The organism is Rhodococcus sp. 27YEA15 (assembly GCF_049739425.1).
Taxonomy (GTDB): Bacteria; Actinomycetota; Actinomycetes; order Mycobacteriales; family Mycobacteriaceae; genus Rhodococcus_F.
Genome location: NZ_JBMHHW010000001.1, coordinates 5,361,669 through 5,379,705, shown reverse-complemented (window position 1 = coordinate 5,379,705; position 18,037 = coordinate 5,361,669). Strand labels below are relative to the sequence as shown.

The window sequence follows — 18,037 nt, the reverse complement described above, 5'->3', positions numbered from 1 at the left end:
GATCATCGGCGCAAACCGCTCAACATTCGGGGAACAACTGGAGATGAAGCACAACCATACACGATGGAAACCACTTCGAAATTTGGTCAGGCACTTCGTACAACCTCGTGTCACTCACCCTCACAGGTGGGAGTCGGTGTCCGTGTCGCTCTGACTTGGAATAAGTTACGCGACCGCCAAAGAATTTCGCAAATCGGCACGTCACGCCTCGGAACCTTCGCATCGGCCCAGCTCACGCGCGCTCACCCCGCCCCAGTCCAGCCCGTCCGGCCATTGTGACGCCGAGCACTCCGGGGAGTCGGCGCCAATCCCCTCCTCGCCGAAAGGCGGCTACTCGCAGAGAACGGGCTCAAATTAAATTCGTCACTTGACGTAATAGTCTCGAGGGAGCGGGCGCCCCGGCGTACATCTGCGCGCCGGGGCCTGCCCAGGTCGAGGCGCATCGACCACATTGCCGGGCAACTTCGGCCTGCAAAAATCTCCGGACTTCCGCGTAACACCTGACTTGCAGGTGGCCGAATTTCGGCGACATCCGAATACAGCTGGCATGGTGAAACATCGGTCGACGTCGACATGACGCATCGCCGAGTGGATCATCCGCCGCTGGGCAGCTCCGTGCCCACACACCGGACCTACAACAGTGACCCGCCGGCGTCGAGCATCAAAGTCGTTCCAGTGATGTATCGCCCGGAATCGGCTGCCAGATACACCACTGCCGCAGATACGTCTTGAACATCCAAGTACGGGGTATCGAGGGCGCTGACAGACCGAGCCGCCGCGTCGAAGTCAGCCTTGTTCGGATCGGCGAGATCGGGCCTGAATAGCCGAAACACTTCGTCGTTGATGATCATCGGAGTTTCCACACCGGTGGGATGGATCGTGTTGACTCGGATGCGGTGTGGCGCCATCTCTTTGGCAAGCACGCGCATCAAGCCGATGAGTCCGTGTTTGGAGGCGGTGTAGTGGCCGATATTATTCGAAATCATCGAAGTCGCCGAAGAGCTCGTGATGATCACCGACCCTCCCGAACCCGTCTCGAGAATGTGTGGGATCGCGGCCTTGCACGTCTTCCAGACACCGGTGAGGTTTACATCGATGGTCTCCTGCCATACCTCCTCCGACATTTCCAGCATCGGGGAAAATGTGCTGATCCCAGCGTTGGCGCTGACGATGTCCAACCGGCCGAAAACGCCCACCGAATCGACGAGGAATTTCTTCATTCCGGCTAGATCTCGGACATCGACTACCCCTGTGATGATCTCACCGCCCACCTCGTTCACGAGAGATTCGGTTCGATCCAGGTCGACCCGGCTCGGCAACGGATACGCGACGGTGGAGATATCGGTGCAGGCATCGAGGGCGATGATTCGCGCACCCTCTTGCGCGAGTTTGATCGCGTGCGCCCGACCCTGACCCCTGGCCGCACCCGTGACGAGAGCTACCTTTCCATCCAGTTGACCCATGATCTGCACTCCTACTCTTGTCGACCACTACCGGCGGCAATTGCAGGCCGATCCGGAATCGGCAGCCCGCGGCACACCGCCACCTGTGACTCGCATCTCAATTTCGTATACCGTATACGGCATTTTGAGACAGGGCAAGGCCGTGGACGCCAAGCCCACTCGGCGCCGATACCGAGACGTCCAGACACTCCCCGCATGGGCAACGGCAATCACGACGCTGCCTCGAAATCGTGGTATTCCGAGGAGTATTCGGTTCAATCCTTATGTTGTGCAATCCGGTTCACGATGGATGCAGCCTCGAGGAGGACCTCGCATTCACGCGAGTCGAGCAACTCGGCCATCGTCGCCGCAAGCCATTTTTCCCGCGCGGCCGGAATGGTCGTCGACAATGCCAGCCCTTTTTCGGTCACGGAAATGACCGCCTTCCGACGATCATCCGGATCCGGCTCAGCACCGATCAAGCCGTCCGCACGCAGCACCGCAACTGTTTCCGCCATGGATTGACGGCGCACGTGCTCGGCGCGGGCAAGATCGCTGACCGTCGTCGGCCCATTTTCGATGATCCGCCCGAGAATCGTAAGTTGCGACCACGTCCAGGGCATCACCCTGGGCTCGGATTCCGCGCGAAGACGAGCCCGCAACCTCGCCATCGCCGACGTCAATTCTGCGGCTGTCTTCGCTACCTGATCCCGAGCTTCCACTCGCCCACCTTAGCGACCAGGCAGGTTACCTGCTATTATTCGTCAGGTAGCCTGCCTAAATACTGGTGGCGGTGCGGTACGAAAGGTCACGACCATGGAGGCACCTCAGACACCACCGCCCGACGAAGATCCCATTGCCCGAGAACGCCGACGAGGACGGGACAAGGGCATCGCCGGGTTCGGGCGACGCTTTGTCACTCCGATCTACATCGGAACCACCCTTAACCCGGTCAACAGCTCCGTCATCGCAACGGCACTCGTCGCAATCGCGGCCGCCATGGGCGTCTCGGTCGGCGAAACAGCGATTCTCGTTTCCGTCCTCTACCTGACCTCTGCCATTGCCCAGCCCACTGCCGGCCGGCTCGCCGAGGAATTCGGGCCACGGCGAGTATTTCTCGCGGGTGTTGTCATCGTGTTGATCGGCAGTGTCATCGGCGGACTGGCTCCTGACCTCACCACACTGATCGTGGCGAGGGTCCTGATCGGTCTCGGTACGTCTGCGGGATACCCGTCCGCCATGCTCCTCATTCGGCGGCGGGCAACCGACGTGGGGCTCACGTCTCCACCCCGACATGTTCTTGCGGGCTTGTCGATCACAGGAGCAGCGACGATCGCGATCGGACCCACGTTGGGAGGCCTCCTCATCGGCTGGTTCAGTTGGCGAGCGGCTTTTTTCGTCAACATTCCGTTCGCACTTGTCACGCTGGTAATGGGAGCGATCTGGATAGCGAAGGACCCTGATCGACTGAGCGGAAGATCTTTTCGGGATATCGCTGCACGTATCGACGTCGTCGGCGTGATCGGCTTCGGATGCTCGATGACGGCGCTCCTGACGTTCCTCATGTCGCTCCCTCGCCCGAACTGGGTACTGTTGGCGATCGCGGTCGCCGGGACCGTCGCGCTGATTTCATGGGAACTCAGGGCCGGACGTCCATTCCTCGACGTGCGCCTACTCGTATCGAACCGCCCGCTGACCCGCACCTACATCCGAAGCGCACTCACCCTTCTGGGCACCTATGTCACGCTGTACGGAATCACCCAGTGGATGCAGGTGGTCCATGATTTGTCGCCGTTCCATGCCGGCCTCGTTCTCATCCCGATGGGCGCACTCACCGCAATCTCAGCTGGGTTCGTTTCACGATGCAGAGACGATCGCAAGCCATTGCTTCTGGCCGCAGTTCTCATGCTGGTCGGCGCCGTGGCGATGCAGTTCCTGGCCGACACCAGTCCGATCATCCTGATTGTGGTGGTCACCGCGATATTCGGTCTGATGACCGGCGCAAGCAACGTGGCCAATCAATCTGCGCTGTACCGGCAGGCTCCGGCATCCGCGCTCGGCACAGCGTCAGGCCTTCTGCGAACCTTCGGACATGTCGGTTCTGTCGCCTCCGCGACGATCACCGGAATTGCCTTCCGCGTCGACGTCGACGACGTCGGTCTACACCAGATTTCGTACATTCTGACGGGTGTAGGTGTCGTAGTACTTCTCATGACGGCATTCGACCGTCGGTTGTCTTCATTACGATGACGCTGTTCGAATCCGGGACCTGCCACCTCACGCTCCTGAGCGAGCCCTGGATGCCTCGCCAGACGCCAGACGGCGTCCGGCGAGGCGGCAACGCAGGGCCGGTCGACCCTGCGCGCCGGTTCGAAGCCCCCGCTGGAACTGGTTTTCGACGCTGTCGATCCTGCAGCGTTCACCGCAACTGACGGCAGCCGCTTTCGACACGGCTGATCGCTGTCAGCGATCAGCCAAGCCTTCTCCTCGGCCCTGAATACACGCTCTCGAGCCGCTCGACCGTCGGCCAGTCGAAGTCTGCTTCCCTGACTACCTTGGACAGGAGGTCGCCGAAGCGACGACGCGAGATTCCGAACTTGACGAAGATTTCTTCCTGAGTTGCGCCGCCGTACGGCTCCCAGATCAGCGCAAATCTCACCACCTCCACCGCTTCAGGTGTGAGCCTCTTACCCCAGGGCGGATTCCGGTCGCTGAGGTGGCCTCGTGGCAGGCAAGACCCACCGCGCGTACGTCCTCCCGGACGAGGCGATCCGGAATACGCCGATTCCGATGACGATTCGGTCGAGGTTTCGAACCCGGCCCGCATGGTCCCTCCCTGTTGTCGTAGTACTTTCCGAGCTCGAGCCATCGGCTCCCCCGGTCGGCCACGGCGGGTAACGCTCCGGGCGTTACCCGCCGGTCCCTCACCGATCTCTGAGGTAGAACCTCTGCGGATCGAATGCCCGCAAAGTGACGAGTTCTTCATCCGAAGGACCGGATTCGAACTCGACCGTGTCGGCGACGTCGAAGTCGAAGCCGGTCCGGGCACGCACCTCACGAATTGCTTCGGCGATCGAGTCACCGGCTGCCGGCTGCAAGGCGGTGAGGACGAACTCGCCGGTTTCCGGAGAACGATCGAACACGCACAGTTCGGTCACGATGGTGCGGACCCGTGCGCCCGGTGATGTTATGTACGGCACCGATTCGACCAGTCGGGTCGGACCATGACTGACGGTGACGATGACCTCTTCCGCGCCGGAGAGGACGTCGTTCGCGCCACCCGACCCCACGATGAAGCGGCCGTCCTCGGAATACGTGGAATTGATCGCACCGGTCTTGTCGATCTGACCTGCACCGACCAGGCCGACCGTCGACGTTCCGGGGCCCGAGACATAGGTTCCGAGAACGCTTTTCACGTCAGTGAGCAGTTTGTTGGTCGGAACGTTCTGACCCGCGAAGATGAAGGGCTCACCAGGAAGCGGCGAATAGTCGAAAAGTCCGATCTCCGCCATCAATGCGACGTCGATACCCTGTGCCTTCAACTGTTTGGCGCCGACCCACGCTGCCAGGTTCGACAACCCGACCCCGGCCAGAATCGCGTGGTGCCCACTTCGGATGACGGACCGGTTCAACACCCGCGAGGTCACGATCACCTGCTGCTCCAACGCAGTTGCCGGCGGTACCGGACTCGGAACGGGGATCCTGGTGGCGCTGCTATCGACGTCCGATCGCACCAATGCTTCCAGACGGGACTCACCCAGCAGACTGCGATAGTCGCTCGGGCCACTCGGACCGGTCACCCACTTCTCGATATGACCGGCAAAGGTTTCCGGTGACTTGCAGGCCTCGAGCGTCTCGAGTACGAAATCCAGGTCTTCACTGTAGCTTCGCAGACCCGGAACACCGGGGTTGTTGAATCCGAAAGGATGCGCCCCGAACGGTACTTCGCAAACTGCGCGCACCACGTGAGCCGGGATTCTGGTGCGGGTGTTCATCTTTCGAATCTCCTCGGTGGACACGATACGTTCCACCGTGACGATCACACCGCGCTTTGCCGCGAGCGCTCCGACCTGGCCCTCGCCGTACGGCGCGGCCAGAACTACATTTCCGGCACGGTCTGCGACGGCACCGTGCAGGAGAACCACATCGGGACGCAACGCCGATACCAGGCTCGTGCCCGAATCACCATCGCTCCTGGGAAGATCGATCAATTCTCCACGGGCTGCTGCTTCGTCTCCCATGGAGCTTCCGCGCATGGACTTGACCGGGTAGTGGGAGACCCCCAGCGAGCCGGCTGTCAATCGAGCCAGAAGCGACCACAACGACCAGTGCTCGATCTCGACGTCACCATTGGATATCGCTCTGACGAGTGCCGGGTTCGGGCGCGCAACCGGAAAGTTCTCGCCCGCGAATGATGCAACCAGCTTCCGGATCAACCCCAGCTCGATCAGTGAATGCTGGATACTGACCAATCCCGCAGTGACCAGGGTGAACTGAGGATCGGTGCCTCGGAAAACTCGTCCGAGAGCCATGAGCGCCGCATTCGGCCTGGCATCGGAGTATGCGACGTGAATAGTGTCGCCTGCCCGGACGAACTCACGAATCGCATCGTCGAGTTCGACGACCTTGGATGCTCCCTCGTCCTCGCTGACGCTGAAATCGACAACAGTGTTGTCGGTGGTTGTTGCCGCACCCGACCCCGTCATGACGTCATCGTCAATCCACCACTGACACTAATCGTCTGACCCGTAATATAACTCGCCGCATCCGACGCCAAAAACACAATCGGACCCGCCTGCTCCACCGCCGTACCCATCCGCTTCAACGGAACAGCCCGCACCATCTTGTCAATCACATGCTGATCCGACTGCGCCCGCAACAACGGCGTATCCGTCGGACCCGGAGAAATCGCATTCACCCGCACCCCATCACGAGCCACCTCACGAGCCAACGACTTCACAAAACCAATCACCCCCGCCTTCGCCGCCGCATACACCGTCTCCCCCATCGTCCCGACCTTCCCCGCATCAGAACTCGTCAACACAATCGAACCCGACTTCTGCGCACTGAACACCCGCAACGCCGACCGCGACAAATAAATCGAACCCATCAAATTGATACGCACGATCTTCTGCCAATACTCATCATCCTCATCAGCAAAAAACGTCGTATCCGACCACCCCACCGTCGACGCCACAACATCAACCCCACCATGCACACCCACCACCGACTCGATCAACGCATCCGTCTGATCAGGATCAGTGATATCGCAAACATGCTCCGAAACAACAACACCCGAAGACCGCAACAACTCCACCGTCTCCGCAGCCCCCACCCGATTCACATCAGCAACCGCCACCGACGCACCATTGGCAGCAAACAACTCCGCCGTCGCACGACCAATACCCGAACCCCCACCCACAACAACCGCAACCTTGCCATCACAACGCACAACAACCACACCCTCTCCACACAACCAACACCGACAACACAACAAAAAAACCAAAAACTACCCGCTACCCACTACCGCCGAAACCGAGCAAAATCCGCCGGCCGCTTCTCCAAAAACGCCCGCGTACCCTCATGAAACTCATCCGTCCCATGAATAAAATTGATCATCTGCTGACCATGCTGCACCGCAGGCCACAACTGATCACTCTCGAAATTCAACGAAATCTTCGCCACCCGCAACGCCTGCGGACTCAACGACAACAACCGCTCACACCACGCATCCACCGCAGCATCCAACTCCCCCACCGGCACCGACTTGTTGATCAACCCCAACCGCACCGCCTCCGGAGCCGGAATCTGCTCACACAACATCACAATCTCCCGCGCCCGCCGCTCCCCCACAATCCGCGGCAACAACTGCGTACCCCACCACACCGGCACACTACCCATCTTCGGACCCGACTGACCGAACTTCGAATCATCCGACGCAATCGTCAAGTCACACAACATCTGCAACTCATTACCCCCACCCACCGCATACCCACGCACCCGCGCGATAATCGGCTTCCCACACCCCCGCATAATCAACGACAAATTACTCGTCCGCCGATTCATCCGCGCCGCCCCCGCCGGATCAGAAGCATCCTCCCACGCAATATCCCCACCCGAACAAAACGCCTTCTCCCCCGCCCCCGTCAACACAATCACCCCAACAGAACGATCAGCCTCCGCAGCAGAAAACGCCACAATCAAATCATCCAACGTCTCCTCACGAAACGCGTTGTACTTCTCCGGCCGATCAATCGTAATCCGAGCAACACCCGAATCAACCGAATACACAACATCCCTCAAACCAGAAACCACCACAAACCCCTCTCCCTCAACAACACTCAACAAAAAACAGGAACCACACGAGAACCAAACGCCTCAAAACCAATGCCCGCGTCCACACCGGACATATGCCGAACCGCGATCGGCCGCTCGAGCGCGATCGCATCCCACAGCGGGCGACCGCGACCGAGTAGCACCGCCGACTTGATCGCCGCGTTCGCAGCCGAACTCTTCGCAGCGAGAACCTGTGCCATCGCCAGAGCCCGCTCGACCACGTCGGCTTCAGGGGCCACCACGTTGGCGAGACCGTAGCCGAGTGCGGTGTGAGCGTCGATGCCTTCGCCGGACATCAGCATCCATTTGGCGTGGCGTTCGGCAATCTGCCGCGGCAGTCGTTGCGTTGATCCACCGGCCGGGAACAGTCCGAAATTCGCGTGCTGATCACCCAGTACGGTCTGTTCGCCGACGACGACGAAGTCGCAGACCTGGGTGAGCTCGAATCCGCCTGCGAATGCGAACCCGTGTACGGCCGCTATGGTCGGCACAGCGGAGTTCTCGACTACGGCCAATGAAGCATGCCAGTAGTCCAGGAATTCGCTGAATGCTGCTCGATCCTGTGCGATCGCAGAGACTTCGCCGAGATCACCGCCGGCCGAGAAAGCTCGTCCGTCGCCGTTCAACACTATCGCTCGAATCGACGGCGCGTTGTTCAGTTGCGTTACCGCAGAACGAATACCGGTGAGAACTGCGTTGTTGATCGCGTTCATCTTGGATGCGCGCTTGAGGACGATCCTGGCGACCGACTCATGAAACCGTACCTCGACCAGCGAGTCCGACAGCTCCGATACCGATGTGGCGATACCCGAGAGTTCCGGCCCGATATCGGCCGGCCGTAGCTCTTCGATGTCGCCGGTCATCGTGCGACATCTCCGAAGTACGAACGTGCGATCAACATCCGGAGGATCTGATTGGTGCCTTCGTAGATCTGACCGATCTTGGCATCACGCAGGAGCATTTCGACCGGGAAGTCGCTGACGTACCCGGCGCCACCGTGAACCTGCACGGCGTTGGAGGCGACCTCCATCGACGCGTCCGAGGCAAGTGTCTTCGCGATCGCGGCAAGCCTGGACGCATCGGGATGTCCTGAAACCAGAGCGTGCATCGCGTCGTAGACGACAGAACGTGATGCATGGACTCCGATTGCCATGTCTGCCACCAGGAACTGCACACCCTGATACGCCGCGATCTCCTTGCCGAACTGCTTGCGCTGGGATGCGTACGCGGTCGCGGCGTCGAGTGCACCTTGTGAGATTCCCAGGCACATCGCCGCGACACCGATTCGGCCTTCGTCGAAACCTCGCATGAGGTACGAGAATCCACGGTTGACCTCGCCGATGACGTGGTCGGCCGGCACCCGTACGTCGTCGAACAGCATCTCGGCGGTGGCAGAGCCGCTGCAGGCCCATCTTCCGCTCCCACCGACTCGCGCTCACTCCACTGCGATCGGCCTCGACGAAGATCAAGGACAATCCCCGAGCACCGGGATCACCGGTTCGAGCAAGAACCGTGTAGAAGTCGGCGAAGCCGCCGTTGGTGATGAACCGTTTGGTCCCGTTGATGACCCACTCGTCGCCGTCTCGACGGGCGGTCGTCGAGATTCCGGCAAGGTCGGAGCCGTTGTCGGGTTCCGTGGCAGCAATCGCACCCAGCAGCTCACCGGTGGATGCACCCTCGAGTAGCGGCTTGACCCATGCGGGCTCGCTCTCGCCGGTCGCGTTGAGTGCGATGACCTTGGTAGCCAACCAGTGCGCGGTGAGATACGTACAGGAGCTCGGGTAGGTACGAGCGAGCTGCTCGAGCACTATTGCCTGGTGGCGGACGTCGCTCTCCACTCCGCCGTATGCTTCCGGCACGACGAGGCCGAAGAATCCGGCCTCGCCGAGGATGGATCGGATCGCCGGTGAAAAGGTCGCTGCGCGTTCGGTTTCCTCGATCAACGGAGCAATCTTCTCCACCGCCAGCCGATGGGTGGCATCGACCAGGTCCCGCAACTGTTCGTCCAGGTCAGACTGCAGCATCGTCACTCACCCTCTTGAAGACCGGTGCGAGCACCTGGGCATCCGCCGTACCTATGGCTTCCACGACCATCTGAACTCTCTCTCCGTGTTTCGGGGCGCTCTCGCCGTCCGCACACGCAATCTGTGCAAAGAACCGAGGGCCGTCGTCGAGATCTATGAAACCGGCCCAGAAAGGATTTTCGAAACCACTGGGCGGTATGGAGATGTGAACCGATTCGTAAATCGTTCCGGCACCACCGACGTCGAACTGTTCGCAGTCGACGGGGTGGTTGCCGCACCGGGTACGCATCGGAATACGGACGTCACCGCATTCCGGGCATCGACTTCCGGCCAGGGCCGGTTCTTTTCCCGGATGTCGGACGATCAGTGAGCGTCCCAGGGATACTTCACCCAACTCGTTCATCGTTTCTACCGCCCGTACCTAGTCAGAATAGTTACACCTGATGTGGCGAAGTCACCTTCGTGAAAACCGCCCGAAATATGTGCCAGCCCGGTCTTTGCGCCATGGACCTGCCGCGATCCGGCACGGCCGAGAAGCTGATCGGCGAGCTCGACGATCTGCGCGACGCCCGTCGCTCCGAGCGGATGGCCACGGTTGAGAAGTCCGCCGCCCGTGTTCACGGGTATACGTCCTCCGAGTGCAGTCTCGCCACTCTCCACCAGTTTTCCGCCGGCGCCGGGTGCACAGAATCCGAGATCTTCGTAGTGGATGATCTCGGCGATGGAAAACGAGTCGTGCACCTCGGCCACGTCGACGTCGTCGGGCCCCAGACCGGCCAGGTCGTATGCGCGCTGCGACGTTCGCTTGTCGAGACCGAACGAGGTCATGTCCCGGTCTTGCTGCCGGTAGTAACCCGTACCGACGGACGAAGCGCTGATCTTGATCTTCGGCACGATTCCGAGGCGCTCGGCACCTTCGGCGCTGACCAGGATCGCTGCTGCCGCACCGTCGCCCGTCGGGCAGCAGTCGAGCAGATTCAGTGGCGATGCGATCGGTTTCGAAGACAGGACGTCGTCCATCGTGATCGGCGTCCGGTATTGCGCGCGGGGGTTGTCCGCGGCGGCGGTACGGTTTTTCACGGCAATGGCCGCGATCTGTTCACGAGTGGTTCCGTACACGTCCATGTGGCGACTGGCCGCCATCGCGTAGTACGCCGGAGGCGTGTACCCGACCTCGCTTTCCAAGGCCATACCGTCAGATGTGAGCGGTCGGCCCTTACCGTTGCGGGCGGACATCTTCTCGACACCGACGACCAGCGCCACGTCCTGAGCGCCGGATGCCACGGCCAGATTCGCGATGTTGAAGGCCATCGCACCCGAGGCGCAGAAAGCCTTCTCGTTGTACACCGGCACACCTTCGATGCCTGCCTCCCAGCCCACAAGCTGACCGACACCGCTTTCTCGTGCTTGGAGAATGCCGCTTCGGGCTGACCCGCAGGCGATGACCTCGATATCGCCGGCGCCGACTCCGGCATCGGCCAGTGCGGCCAGGACCGCCTCTCGTCCCAGGGACCCGAGACCTGCGTCCGGGAATTTCCCGAACGCGGTCATTCCGACTCCGACGAGGAAGGTGTCACGCATATTCGACTCCTAAATATACTGTATACAAGACAGTGGCAAGGCTTGGTTCCGAATCATCGACAGCCGAAGCCATATCCGGCGAGGAGACGGATGCGAACCTCGAGTGATATCTCGCACTTTACAGGTTTTCTGTATACCGTATACAGGTAATGGATGCAAGAAACCCGGCCCAGTGGGCCGGGGTGCACTAGTCCAGTTCTACGCCGAGGCTTTCGAGGTACTTGATCAGGCCTCGACCCGACTCGACGACGTGTTCTGTCATCAGATTTCGAGCCGAAGCATGCTTACGCTGCCTCATCGCGTCGATGATTTCCGCATGTTCGGCGATGGAGCGTTCACTCCAGTCCGGAACCTGCGACAAGTAGTCCCGTGGCAGGTCCACCGAGACTTTCCGTATGGCGACAAGCAGTTTACGAGACCCGGCCATCCGGTTGATCCTGCGATGAAAAGTCCAGTTGAGATCGACCATCGCGTCCTGATCGTTCTCGCTCGCTGCCAGAATCATTCGATTCTGCAGGTTCTCGAGATCGTCGAGCTCGCTCGGCTCGGCACGTCGCGAAGCGCGTTCGGTGGCCATCCCGGTCAGTGCACCCTCGATCGTGAATGCATCCAGGAGATCTTCACGACTGAGCGGTGCCACCATGATCCGTCGAGTACTGTCGACCGACATGAGGCCGTCCTCGACGAGGATGCGCAAGCCGTCACGAACCGGCATCCGGCTGGTACCGAAGCGCTCACACAGTTCTTGCTGGGACACCCGCGTACCGGGACGTAGCACGCCGAGCATGATGTCTCGCCTCAAGGAATCTGCGATCTGATTCCCGAGCGGACTTCTCTGCAGTTCAGAAGTTTGACTGCTGCTGGCCACTTCGCTTTTCCCTCACCGATCGACGCTGCATCCAGGAAATCCCTGTAGGTAAGATGTATACCATATCCGATCCCCTACATTCGGCGCGACGATGATGCGGCCAGTTGACACCTGAAACGTACTACGGCCGTTCGCGCTCCGAGGGGGAACGCGAACGGCCGTTCGCCGTGATCAGGAAATCGCTTCGAGAACCTCGGTCGAGGTCGCGATCTCGGCGACGTTGGGGAGCACCTTCTCGACGGAGTTCTCGTTTACTGCCGGATCGAGATCGCCCACCGCATCGCTGACGACGACGACGTTGATGTTCCGCTCGTAAGCACCGCGAGCGGTCGACTCGACGGCAAAGCTGGTGGTGACGCCGGTCAGAACCAACTGGCCGACGTTCAACTCGGCAAGCAATTCCGCGAACCGGTTGTCGTGGAACGTACCGTGCCCGTACTTGGAGAACTTCTTGTCGGAATCCTGCACCCCGAGCTCGGGCAGAAGTTCGGTCCAGTTGTCCGGAAGCTCACCGCCACCGGCGCCGGCCTGGGTGCGGGCCGTACTGCCGCCTGCCACGTTGACCCAGATGACAGGAAGGTTCTTCGCGCGGAACGCGTCGGCGAGCGCAACCGACCGCTCGATGATGTCACTGAGCGCGTTGGGGACCGAAGGTAGGCCCGCAGTTCCAACCTGCAAGTCCAGCACTACGAGCGCGGCATTGTTGTCAATCGATGTGAGCGGCATTCTCAAAACCTTCCGATAGTGTTTACGTTTGGGGTGTGCGCGGCACGAGTGCGCAGCGCATTGTCGAGACAGTTCGGCGCAGACCTTCACGGCCTGCCGACGATCGGTGTCAGCACTTCAGGTCGATGACCGTGCGACTCGCGACGCCTTTCTTGATCAACTCAGCCAGTTCCACATGCGCTTCGTGAGCCGCGTAGGCCGCGTAGGACTCGACATCGTCCAAGTCAACGATGATTGCGAAATCACTACTACCGGAAGTCAATCCGATATCAGAACCGTACGCAACCCCGACAACCTGATCGATGACTTCCGGGAGTGCGTCGATTTTCGCACCCACCTCGGCCAGATACGCGTCGTCGGCATCGGCAGTGAGGTTGACGAGGACGATGTGCTTAAGCATGAAAACTCCACGTAGTAGTAAGTCCGGCTTGCAACCGGCGGTACCTGCAACTCGTCACCGAAGCGATCCGCAAACCTACTTCAGTATACAGTATCTAGGGTCTACCCGAACGGTGGCGCGTTCTCGGCGCACCCGACGGCCACGTCGCGCCACCGCGCTCCGGCGCCTTGATGCTGAATTGAATATTCCTCTACATCAACATATTTCGCCTCATTGGATCGATCGAGCCGATTCAGCTCCACTCGGTCAGCCGCCATCCGTTCAGGGCCGCGTCTCCAGCTCCGGTATCACCTGACGACCCACGAGGTCGATCATCGCGTCTTTGTCTCCGCCCGCACCGACACACAGAATGTTGTCGACACCGATACCGCGAAGCTCGGCGATGCGGTCCAACCACCGCGCCGGAGTTCCGACCAGCCCGGTTCTTTCCACCAGGTACTCACGTAGGCTCTCGTCAACGAGGAGCTTCCGGTTCGGATTTCCCGCGTCCGAGCGGAAATGTGCGCCCATGTCGTATCGCTCGGCCAACGTCGTCATTGCAGATCGGTATCTGTCCGGCACGTCGTCGAGCCCGGACCGACGGCGGGCGATGAAGGCACCTGCGGCCGCCATCGACGGCACACTGTCGTACACCGCTTCGTCGTCGGTCGGCGCGATAGTTGTTCTGGCATACCAACACAGCGCGATGTCGGCCGGGTCTCGACCAGCCGCCCGTGCACCATCGGCGATACTGTTCCTGGCGCTGTCCACCAATTCGGGAGTCAGTCCCGATTCGATGATCACCGCGTCGGCCAACTCGCCGCCCAGACGCAGCGCCCGAGGCCCCGATGCACACAACACGATCGGAACAGGCTGCGCATCCCAGTTCAGGCGTAATTCCTCACCTCGGTACGTGGCCTTTCCCGTCGACCACAACTGACGCAGTGTGACGATGTGCTCACGAAGTTCCGGCACGGTTGCCTTCTGCCTTGCACGCCCGGTCCCGATCCCGATGAAGACACGCTCGGGGTGGAGCGTGGCGACCGAGGAGAACGCCGACGCCACAACCAGCGGGTCCCTATGTATCGGCGTGGTGATGGTTGTGCCGACGTGAGCCCGGCGTGCCGATCCAGCCACCAGCGTGAGCGAAACGTACGTGTCCATCATGTGTTCAGGGTTGTCGCCCACCGACACGAATGCGAATCCGCCGGCGTCAGCTGTTTGCGTCTGACGTTGCAATTCAACAGGATTCGAAGAATTGAGTACGATTCCGATCCCGAAGGGCTTGACCGTTTCCGAGCCGAACACGTCGAACCTCCCTCACTGGTGGGCACCGGCCCAGGCGTGACCAGCACCCACCACGTAACCTTCGAAAATCAGCTGCTCGCCGATTCCTTTGTCAATCGAGCACCGAGTTCTTTGCGTGCCCGCATGTGATCACGCGGAGCATTCACCGACTCGGTGACGAGCACCGTGTCACCGTCGTAGTTCCGAACCGAGAAACTGTCGGATCCTGCGGCGTCCACCTCACTACGGGTACTGCCCGTGGCGAGACCGGCAATCTGCAGCTTCCGGCCGAACTGTTCGGTCCAGAACCACGGCACGGCGCGATACGAATCGGTAGCGTCGTCCGCCAGCTGATGTGCGACGAAACGTGCTTGGTCCGTGGCATTCTGGACAGATTCGAGTCGAACCAGTTCCGGTATCTCGGAGGTGGAGGGAAGCAGCGGGAATCTCGCGCAATCGCCGATGGCCGAGATGCTCGGATCGGTCGTGCGCAAGAACTCGTCGACGATGATTCCCCGGTCCGTCGCCAGGCCCGATGCAGCAGCCAGAGATTCGTTCGCGTCCGCTCCGATGCCGACCACAACCAGGTCCGCATCGATCCGGACACCATCGGAACCCACCACTGCACTGACTCGACCGTCGACACCTTCGACTGCTCGGACACCAGTGGAGAAGCGAAGATCGATACCCCCGCCGCGGTGCACGCCCTCGAAGTACTCCGACATCGGACGCGAGATGGCTCGTGCCATCAGACGATCGGCGGCTTCGAAGACGACGACGCTTTTTCCTGCTGCGGCAGCCATCGCTGCCGACTCCAGACCGATGAACCCGCCACCGATCACCACGACGTTCTTCGCGGTCGCGATCGCGGCCCGTAACGCCGTTGCGTCCGCTGCGGTTGCCAGGTTGAATACTCCTTCGAGATCACCACCGGGCAACGACAGTTTGCGGGCCACCGATCCGGTCGCCAGAACCAGATGATCGTAGTGGACGTCCGAATGACCTTCGATCGTCACGGTTTTCGTGGGTCGGTCAATCGAGGTGACCTCGAAACCGGAGATCAGTTCGATCCGCTCGTCCTCGTAGAACGATTCGGGTCGAAATATTCCGTCTTCGAGTTCCTGCTTGCCCCAAAGGAACTCCTTGCTCAGCGGGGGACGCTGGTAAGGAACTCCGACAACCGTGTCGATCAGGACGATGCCACCCGCCCAACCTCGCTTGCGGAGAAAGAAGGCCGTATGAAATCCGGCATGACCCGCGCCGACGACGACTACTCGACGCTCGCTCACCACAGCTGCTCTTCCGGAACGTGCACAACCAGTCCGTCCAGCGCATCGGACGCGTCGATCTGACAGGAAAGGCGGCTGTTCGGACGCCGATCGGATGCTGCTTCCTCGAGCATCGCATCCTCCTCTTCCGAGGGCTCGGGAAGCTTGTCGAGGAAACTCTCGTCGACGTAGACGTGGCATGTTGCGCACATTGCCTGACCGCCGCACTCTCCGAGAATTCCTGACACCCCACTCGACTGGGCTGCAAGCATGACCGACTTCCCCGACGGCACATCACATGTCTCGCGGGAGCCATCCGGCTGAACGTAAGTAATCTTCGACATGCCGTCGCACGCCTTTCTAGTAAATGTCTGGGCGACAAACTGTTCTCGGCGCCCCGCCGATGCACCTGCCGGCACGTTGCGTACTACCGAGAATCTGGATGCTGTATACCGTATCCCTGATCTACGTCACATTCAAGCGTCAATGTCTGCCAGCTCACGAACGAGCCCGCGGCAGCGGTGTCGATCATGGGAAACGGGTCATTCGAGCGGGATACCCCGCGAAATAAGATGATCCACCAGCCCGCTACCGGACTCGGTCACGTGCGCCACCATCTGCAATCGAGCCGCAGTCGAATCGCGCGCTCTCATCGAGCACAGGATCTGAGCATGCTCGAGATTCGACCGGTTGTTCCAACTCGGTAGCTCGTTGAGAAAGTCGCGCGGCAAATCTATCGAAACCTGCCGCAGAGCCAGCAGTAACTTGCGCGAACCGGCCAGTCGGTTGATCGTTCGGTGAAACAACCAGTTCAACTCCGCCATCCGGTCGTGTCTGCCGTCCCGATCCGCATCGAGCATCTTGCCGTGCAGTCGATCCAGCACATCCAGGTCGGATGTCGACGCTCTCGCCGTGGCACGCTCGGCAGCCATCCCGGTCAACACGGCCTCGATCGAGAAGACGTCGATGAGGTCTTTACGGCTGAGCGGCGCGACAACGATGTGCCGAGCGCTGTCGAGATTGACCAATCCCTCGTGCAGGAGACTGCGGAGTGCGTCGCGAACCGGCATCCGACTCGTTCCGAATCTTTTGCACAGGTCGTTCTGCGACAACCGGGACCCCGGCAACAAAACGCCGGCAAGCACATCGCGGCGAAGCCGGTCCGCGATCTGGCTGCCCAACGGTGCCGACCTACGCACATCCGCTCCCTCGGGATGAGTACTCAGCCAGTCTCCGCTGGACATTCAGACACTCCTCATTTCACGCCCGTCCGAGAGGGAGGGCGGATCGACGTCAGGATTGAACTCGAGGCAGCCGAAGAAGCAACGCCTGACCCGGCTCCGCGCCTACCAGATCATGCTCTTCACCGAAGTCGGAGAACAGAATCGACCTGGCAGCGAGGTCATGATCGTCGACTGTGAGCGAACCCGAGGACACCCACACGATGGTGGTGCGTTCCGACCCCAGCGCGATGTGCTGACCGGCCTCCCACTTCACCACCTGAACGTTGATGTCGTCCTCGGTGAAGTGACCCAAATCCTTTACCGACAACCCGGACTCGTCCACAGACCAGTCGTATCCCGACGGCTTCATCACGATGGGTTGACTGAACTTCGGGATCGGAATCGTCAACGGCTTCCCGATGACCGTCTCCCACACGGCAGCATTGCCGTCGCGTCGCACCGGGCGACCTTCGGTGTCCGTCGTATGGTAGTAGCCATCCTTGAACTCGCCCTTCGCGGCGAGTTCGACAAACGCTGCGTCCGACTGCGCGCGTGTCACCCAGTTACGACTCCATTGCAGAAGTAGAACTTCCGCTTCTTCGAAACGCTCGGGACCGTAGTAGGCGCCCGCCGGGAAGAACGTCACCTCATCGGCTTCTGCGACCTGCTCGAATCCGTAGTCGGTGACCCCACTGATCGTCACTCGAATCTGGTCGAAATTGTGTCGATGCCTCGGAGCGGTGAAGACCTCGTCGGATTTGTGGTAATACACGAGATCCGATGTGTAACCGATTCCTGCGGCAAGTTCACTCTCGTGGATGAACTTTCGCGAGATCTTCCCGGTGCGGGTATTCGCCGTGACCGGTTCCCACGGGATCGACTCGGAATCCAATACGAACATTG

At 60.5% G+C, this 18,037-nt stretch carries 19 protein-coding genes and 1 pseudogene; 1 reads left to right on the top strand and 19 read right to left on the bottom strand.

The window, feature by feature from the left end:
* Positions 1-632: 632 nt before the first annotated feature.
* Together ABH922_RS25100 and ABH922_RS25095 are read right to left on the bottom strand one after the other, a co-directional pair.
* Positions 633-1,463 carry a mycofactocin-coupled SDR family oxidoreductase gene (locus tag ABH922_RS25100; RefSeq protein ID WP_424809506.1) on the bottom strand — a complete coding sequence of 277 codons (831 nt, stop codon included), beginning with the start codon at positions 1,461-1,463 and terminating at the stop codon, positions 633-635.
* A 254-nt stretch (positions 1,464-1,717) separates the two neighbouring features.
* Positions 1,718-2,164 carry a MarR family winged helix-turn-helix transcriptional regulator gene (locus ABH922_RS25095; RefSeq protein ID WP_424809505.1) on the bottom strand — a complete coding sequence of 149 codons (447 nt, stop codon included), beginning with the start codon at positions 2,162-2,164 and terminating at the stop codon, positions 1,718-1,720.
* Between the two features lie 94 nt (positions 2,165-2,258).
* On the opposite strand from ABH922_RS25095, the gene ABH922_RS25090 reads away from it, so the two are divergent.
* Positions 2,259-3,692 (top strand): MFS transporter, encoded by a 1,434-nt coding sequence (locus ABH922_RS25090; protein WP_424809504.1) that lies wholly within the window; start codon positions 2,259-2,261, stop codon positions 3,690-3,692.
* A 220-nt stretch (positions 3,693-3,912) separates the two neighbouring features.
* Here ABH922_RS25090 and ABH922_RS25085 read toward each other — a convergent pair whose 3' ends face one another.
* The 17 genes and pseudogenes from ABH922_RS25085 to ABH922_RS25005 all read right to left on the bottom strand — a co-directional run bounded on the left by ABH922_RS25085 (position 3,913) and on the right by ABH922_RS25005 (position 18,035).
* Positions 3,913-4,101: a hypothetical protein gene (locus tag ABH922_RS25085; RefSeq protein WP_424809503.1), complete on the bottom strand. Its 189-nt coding sequence runs from the start codon at positions 4,099-4,101 to the stop codon at positions 3,913-3,915.
* 265 nt (positions 4,102-4,366) lie between these two features.
* Positions 4,367-6,148, bottom strand: a complete 1,782-nt coding sequence (locus ABH922_RS25080; protein WP_424809502.1) for a CoA-transferase — start codon at positions 6,146-6,148, stop codon at positions 4,367-4,369.
* A complete protein-coding gene (locus ABH922_RS25075) occupies positions 6,145-6,903 on the bottom strand; it encodes an SDR family NAD(P)-dependent oxidoreductase (protein WP_424809480.1) in 759 nt (252 codons plus the stop codon). Before ABH922_RS25075 ends, ABH922_RS25080 begins: the two co-directional genes overlap by 4 nt.
* A 62-nt stretch (positions 6,904-6,965) precedes the next feature.
* On the bottom strand, positions 6,966-7,787 hold the full coding sequence (locus ABH922_RS25070; RefSeq protein ID WP_424809479.1) for an enoyl-CoA hydratase-related protein: 822 nt from the start codon (positions 7,785-7,787) through the stop codon (positions 6,966-6,968).
* Complete coding sequence (locus tag ABH922_RS25065) at positions 7,784-8,641, bottom strand: enoyl-CoA hydratase/isomerase family protein (RefSeq protein WP_424809501.1); 858 nt, start codon at positions 8,639-8,641, stop codon at positions 7,784-7,786. Before ABH922_RS25065 ends, ABH922_RS25070 begins: the two co-directional genes overlap by 4 nt.
* A complete protein-coding gene (locus ABH922_RS25060; RefSeq protein ID WP_424809500.1) occupies positions 8,638-9,159 on the bottom strand; it encodes an acyl-CoA dehydrogenase family protein in 522 nt (173 codons plus the stop codon). Before ABH922_RS25060 ends, ABH922_RS25065 begins: the two co-directional genes overlap by 4 nt.
* 73 nt (positions 9,160-9,232) lie before the next feature.
* Positions 9,233-9,802 (bottom strand): annotated as a pseudogene (locus ABH922_RS25055) (acyl-CoA dehydrogenase family protein); the annotation flags it as partial.
* Complete coding sequence (locus ABH922_RS25050) at positions 9,789-10,205, bottom strand: Zn-ribbon domain-containing OB-fold protein (protein WP_424809499.1); 417 nt, start codon at positions 10,203-10,205, stop codon at positions 9,789-9,791. The gene ABH922_RS25050 and the pseudogene ABH922_RS25055, both read right to left, overlap by 14 nt.
* Before the next feature lie 5 nt (positions 10,206-10,210).
* Positions 10,211-11,383, bottom strand: coding sequence for a thiolase family protein (locus tag ABH922_RS25045; protein WP_424809498.1), 1,173 nt, complete (start codon positions 11,381-11,383; stop codon positions 10,211-10,213).
* A gap of 187 nt (positions 11,384-11,570) precedes the next feature.
* The gene (locus tag ABH922_RS25040) at positions 11,571-12,251 is read right to left on the bottom strand and encodes a GntR family transcriptional regulator (RefSeq protein ID WP_424809497.1); all 681 of its coding nucleotides are present in this window, start codon (positions 12,249-12,251) and stop codon (positions 11,571-11,573) included.
* A gap of 171 nt (positions 12,252-12,422) precedes the next feature.
* Positions 12,423-12,977 (bottom strand): cysteine hydrolase family protein, encoded by a 555-nt coding sequence (locus ABH922_RS25035; RefSeq protein ID WP_424809496.1) that lies wholly within the window; start codon positions 12,975-12,977, stop codon positions 12,423-12,425.
* Between the two features lie 109 nt (positions 12,978-13,086).
* A complete protein-coding gene (locus ABH922_RS25030) occupies positions 13,087-13,377 on the bottom strand; it encodes a Dabb family protein (protein ID WP_424809495.1) in 291 nt (96 codons plus the stop codon).
* 261 nt (positions 13,378-13,638) lie between these two features.
* Complete coding sequence (locus ABH922_RS25025; protein WP_424809494.1) at positions 13,639-14,664, bottom strand: LLM class flavin-dependent oxidoreductase; 1,026 nt, start codon at positions 14,662-14,664, stop codon at positions 13,639-13,641.
* Between the two features lie 68 nt (positions 14,665-14,732).
* Positions 14,733-15,932, bottom strand: a complete 1,200-nt coding sequence (locus ABH922_RS25020) for an NAD(P)/FAD-dependent oxidoreductase (protein WP_424809493.1) — start codon at positions 15,930-15,932, stop codon at positions 14,733-14,735.
* Positions 15,929-16,255, bottom strand: a complete 327-nt coding sequence (locus ABH922_RS25015) for a 2Fe-2S iron-sulfur cluster-binding protein (protein WP_424809492.1) — start codon at positions 16,253-16,255, stop codon at positions 15,929-15,931. The genes ABH922_RS25020 and ABH922_RS25015 overlap by 4 nt, the downstream gene beginning before the upstream one ends.
* 198 nt (positions 16,256-16,453) lie before the next feature.
* Positions 16,454-17,155 (bottom strand): GntR family transcriptional regulator, encoded by a 702-nt coding sequence (locus ABH922_RS25010; RefSeq protein ID WP_424809491.1) that lies wholly within the window; start codon positions 17,153-17,155, stop codon positions 16,454-16,456.
* Between the two features lie 49 nt (positions 17,156-17,204).
* Positions 17,205-18,035: a hypothetical protein gene (locus tag ABH922_RS25005; RefSeq protein WP_424809490.1), complete on the bottom strand. Its 831-nt coding sequence runs from the start codon at positions 18,033-18,035 to the stop codon at positions 17,205-17,207.
* Positions 18,036-18,037 lie beyond the last annotated feature (2 nt).

What these genes read in the sequence shown, in the direction of transcription:
- ABH922_RS25090 (WP_424809504.1), top strand. Translation starts at nt 2,259, where the DNA reads ATGGAGGCACCTCAGACACCACCGCCCGACGAAGATCCCATTGCCCGA.
- ABH922_RS25060 (WP_424809500.1), bottom strand. Translation starts at nt 9,159, where the DNA reads ATGCTGTTCGACGACGTACGGGTGCCGGCCGACCACGTCATCGGCGAG.
- ABH922_RS25005 (WP_424809490.1), bottom strand. Translation starts at nt 18,035, where the DNA reads ATGTTCGTATTGGATTCCGAGTCGATCCCGTGGGAACCGGTCACGGCG.
- ABH922_RS25100 (WP_424809506.1), bottom strand. Translation starts at nt 1,463, where the DNA reads ATGGGTCAACTGGATGGAAAGGTAGCTCTCGTCACGGGTGCGGCCAGG.
- ABH922_RS25045 (WP_424809498.1), bottom strand. Translation starts at nt 11,383, where the DNA reads ATGCGTGACACCTTCCTCGTCGGAGTCGGAATGACCGCGTTCGGGAAA.
- ABH922_RS25050 (WP_424809499.1), bottom strand. Translation starts at nt 10,205, where the DNA reads ATGAACGAGTTGGGTGAAGTATCCCTGGGACGCTCACTGATCGTCCGA.
- ABH922_RS25015 (WP_424809492.1), bottom strand. Translation starts at nt 16,255, where the DNA reads ATGTCGAAGATTACTTACGTTCAGCCGGATGGCTCCCGCGAGACATGT.
- ABH922_RS25030 (WP_424809495.1), bottom strand. Translation starts at nt 13,377, where the DNA reads ATGCTTAAGCACATCGTCCTCGTCAACCTCACTGCCGATGCCGACGAC.
- ABH922_RS25010 (WP_424809491.1), bottom strand. Translation starts at nt 17,155, where the DNA reads ATGTCCAGCGGAGACTGGCTGAGTACTCATCCCGAGGGAGCGGATGTG.
- ABH922_RS25035 (WP_424809496.1), bottom strand. Translation starts at nt 12,977, where the DNA reads ATGCCGCTCACATCGATTGACAACAATGCCGCGCTCGTAGTGCTGGAC.
- ABH922_RS25080 (WP_424809502.1), bottom strand. Translation starts at nt 6,148, where the DNA reads ATGACGGGGTCGGGTGCGGCAACAACCACCGACAACACTGTTGTCGAT.
- ABH922_RS25065 (WP_424809501.1), bottom strand. Translation starts at nt 8,641, where the DNA reads ATGACCGGCGACATCGAAGAGCTACGGCCGGCCGATATCGGGCCGGAA.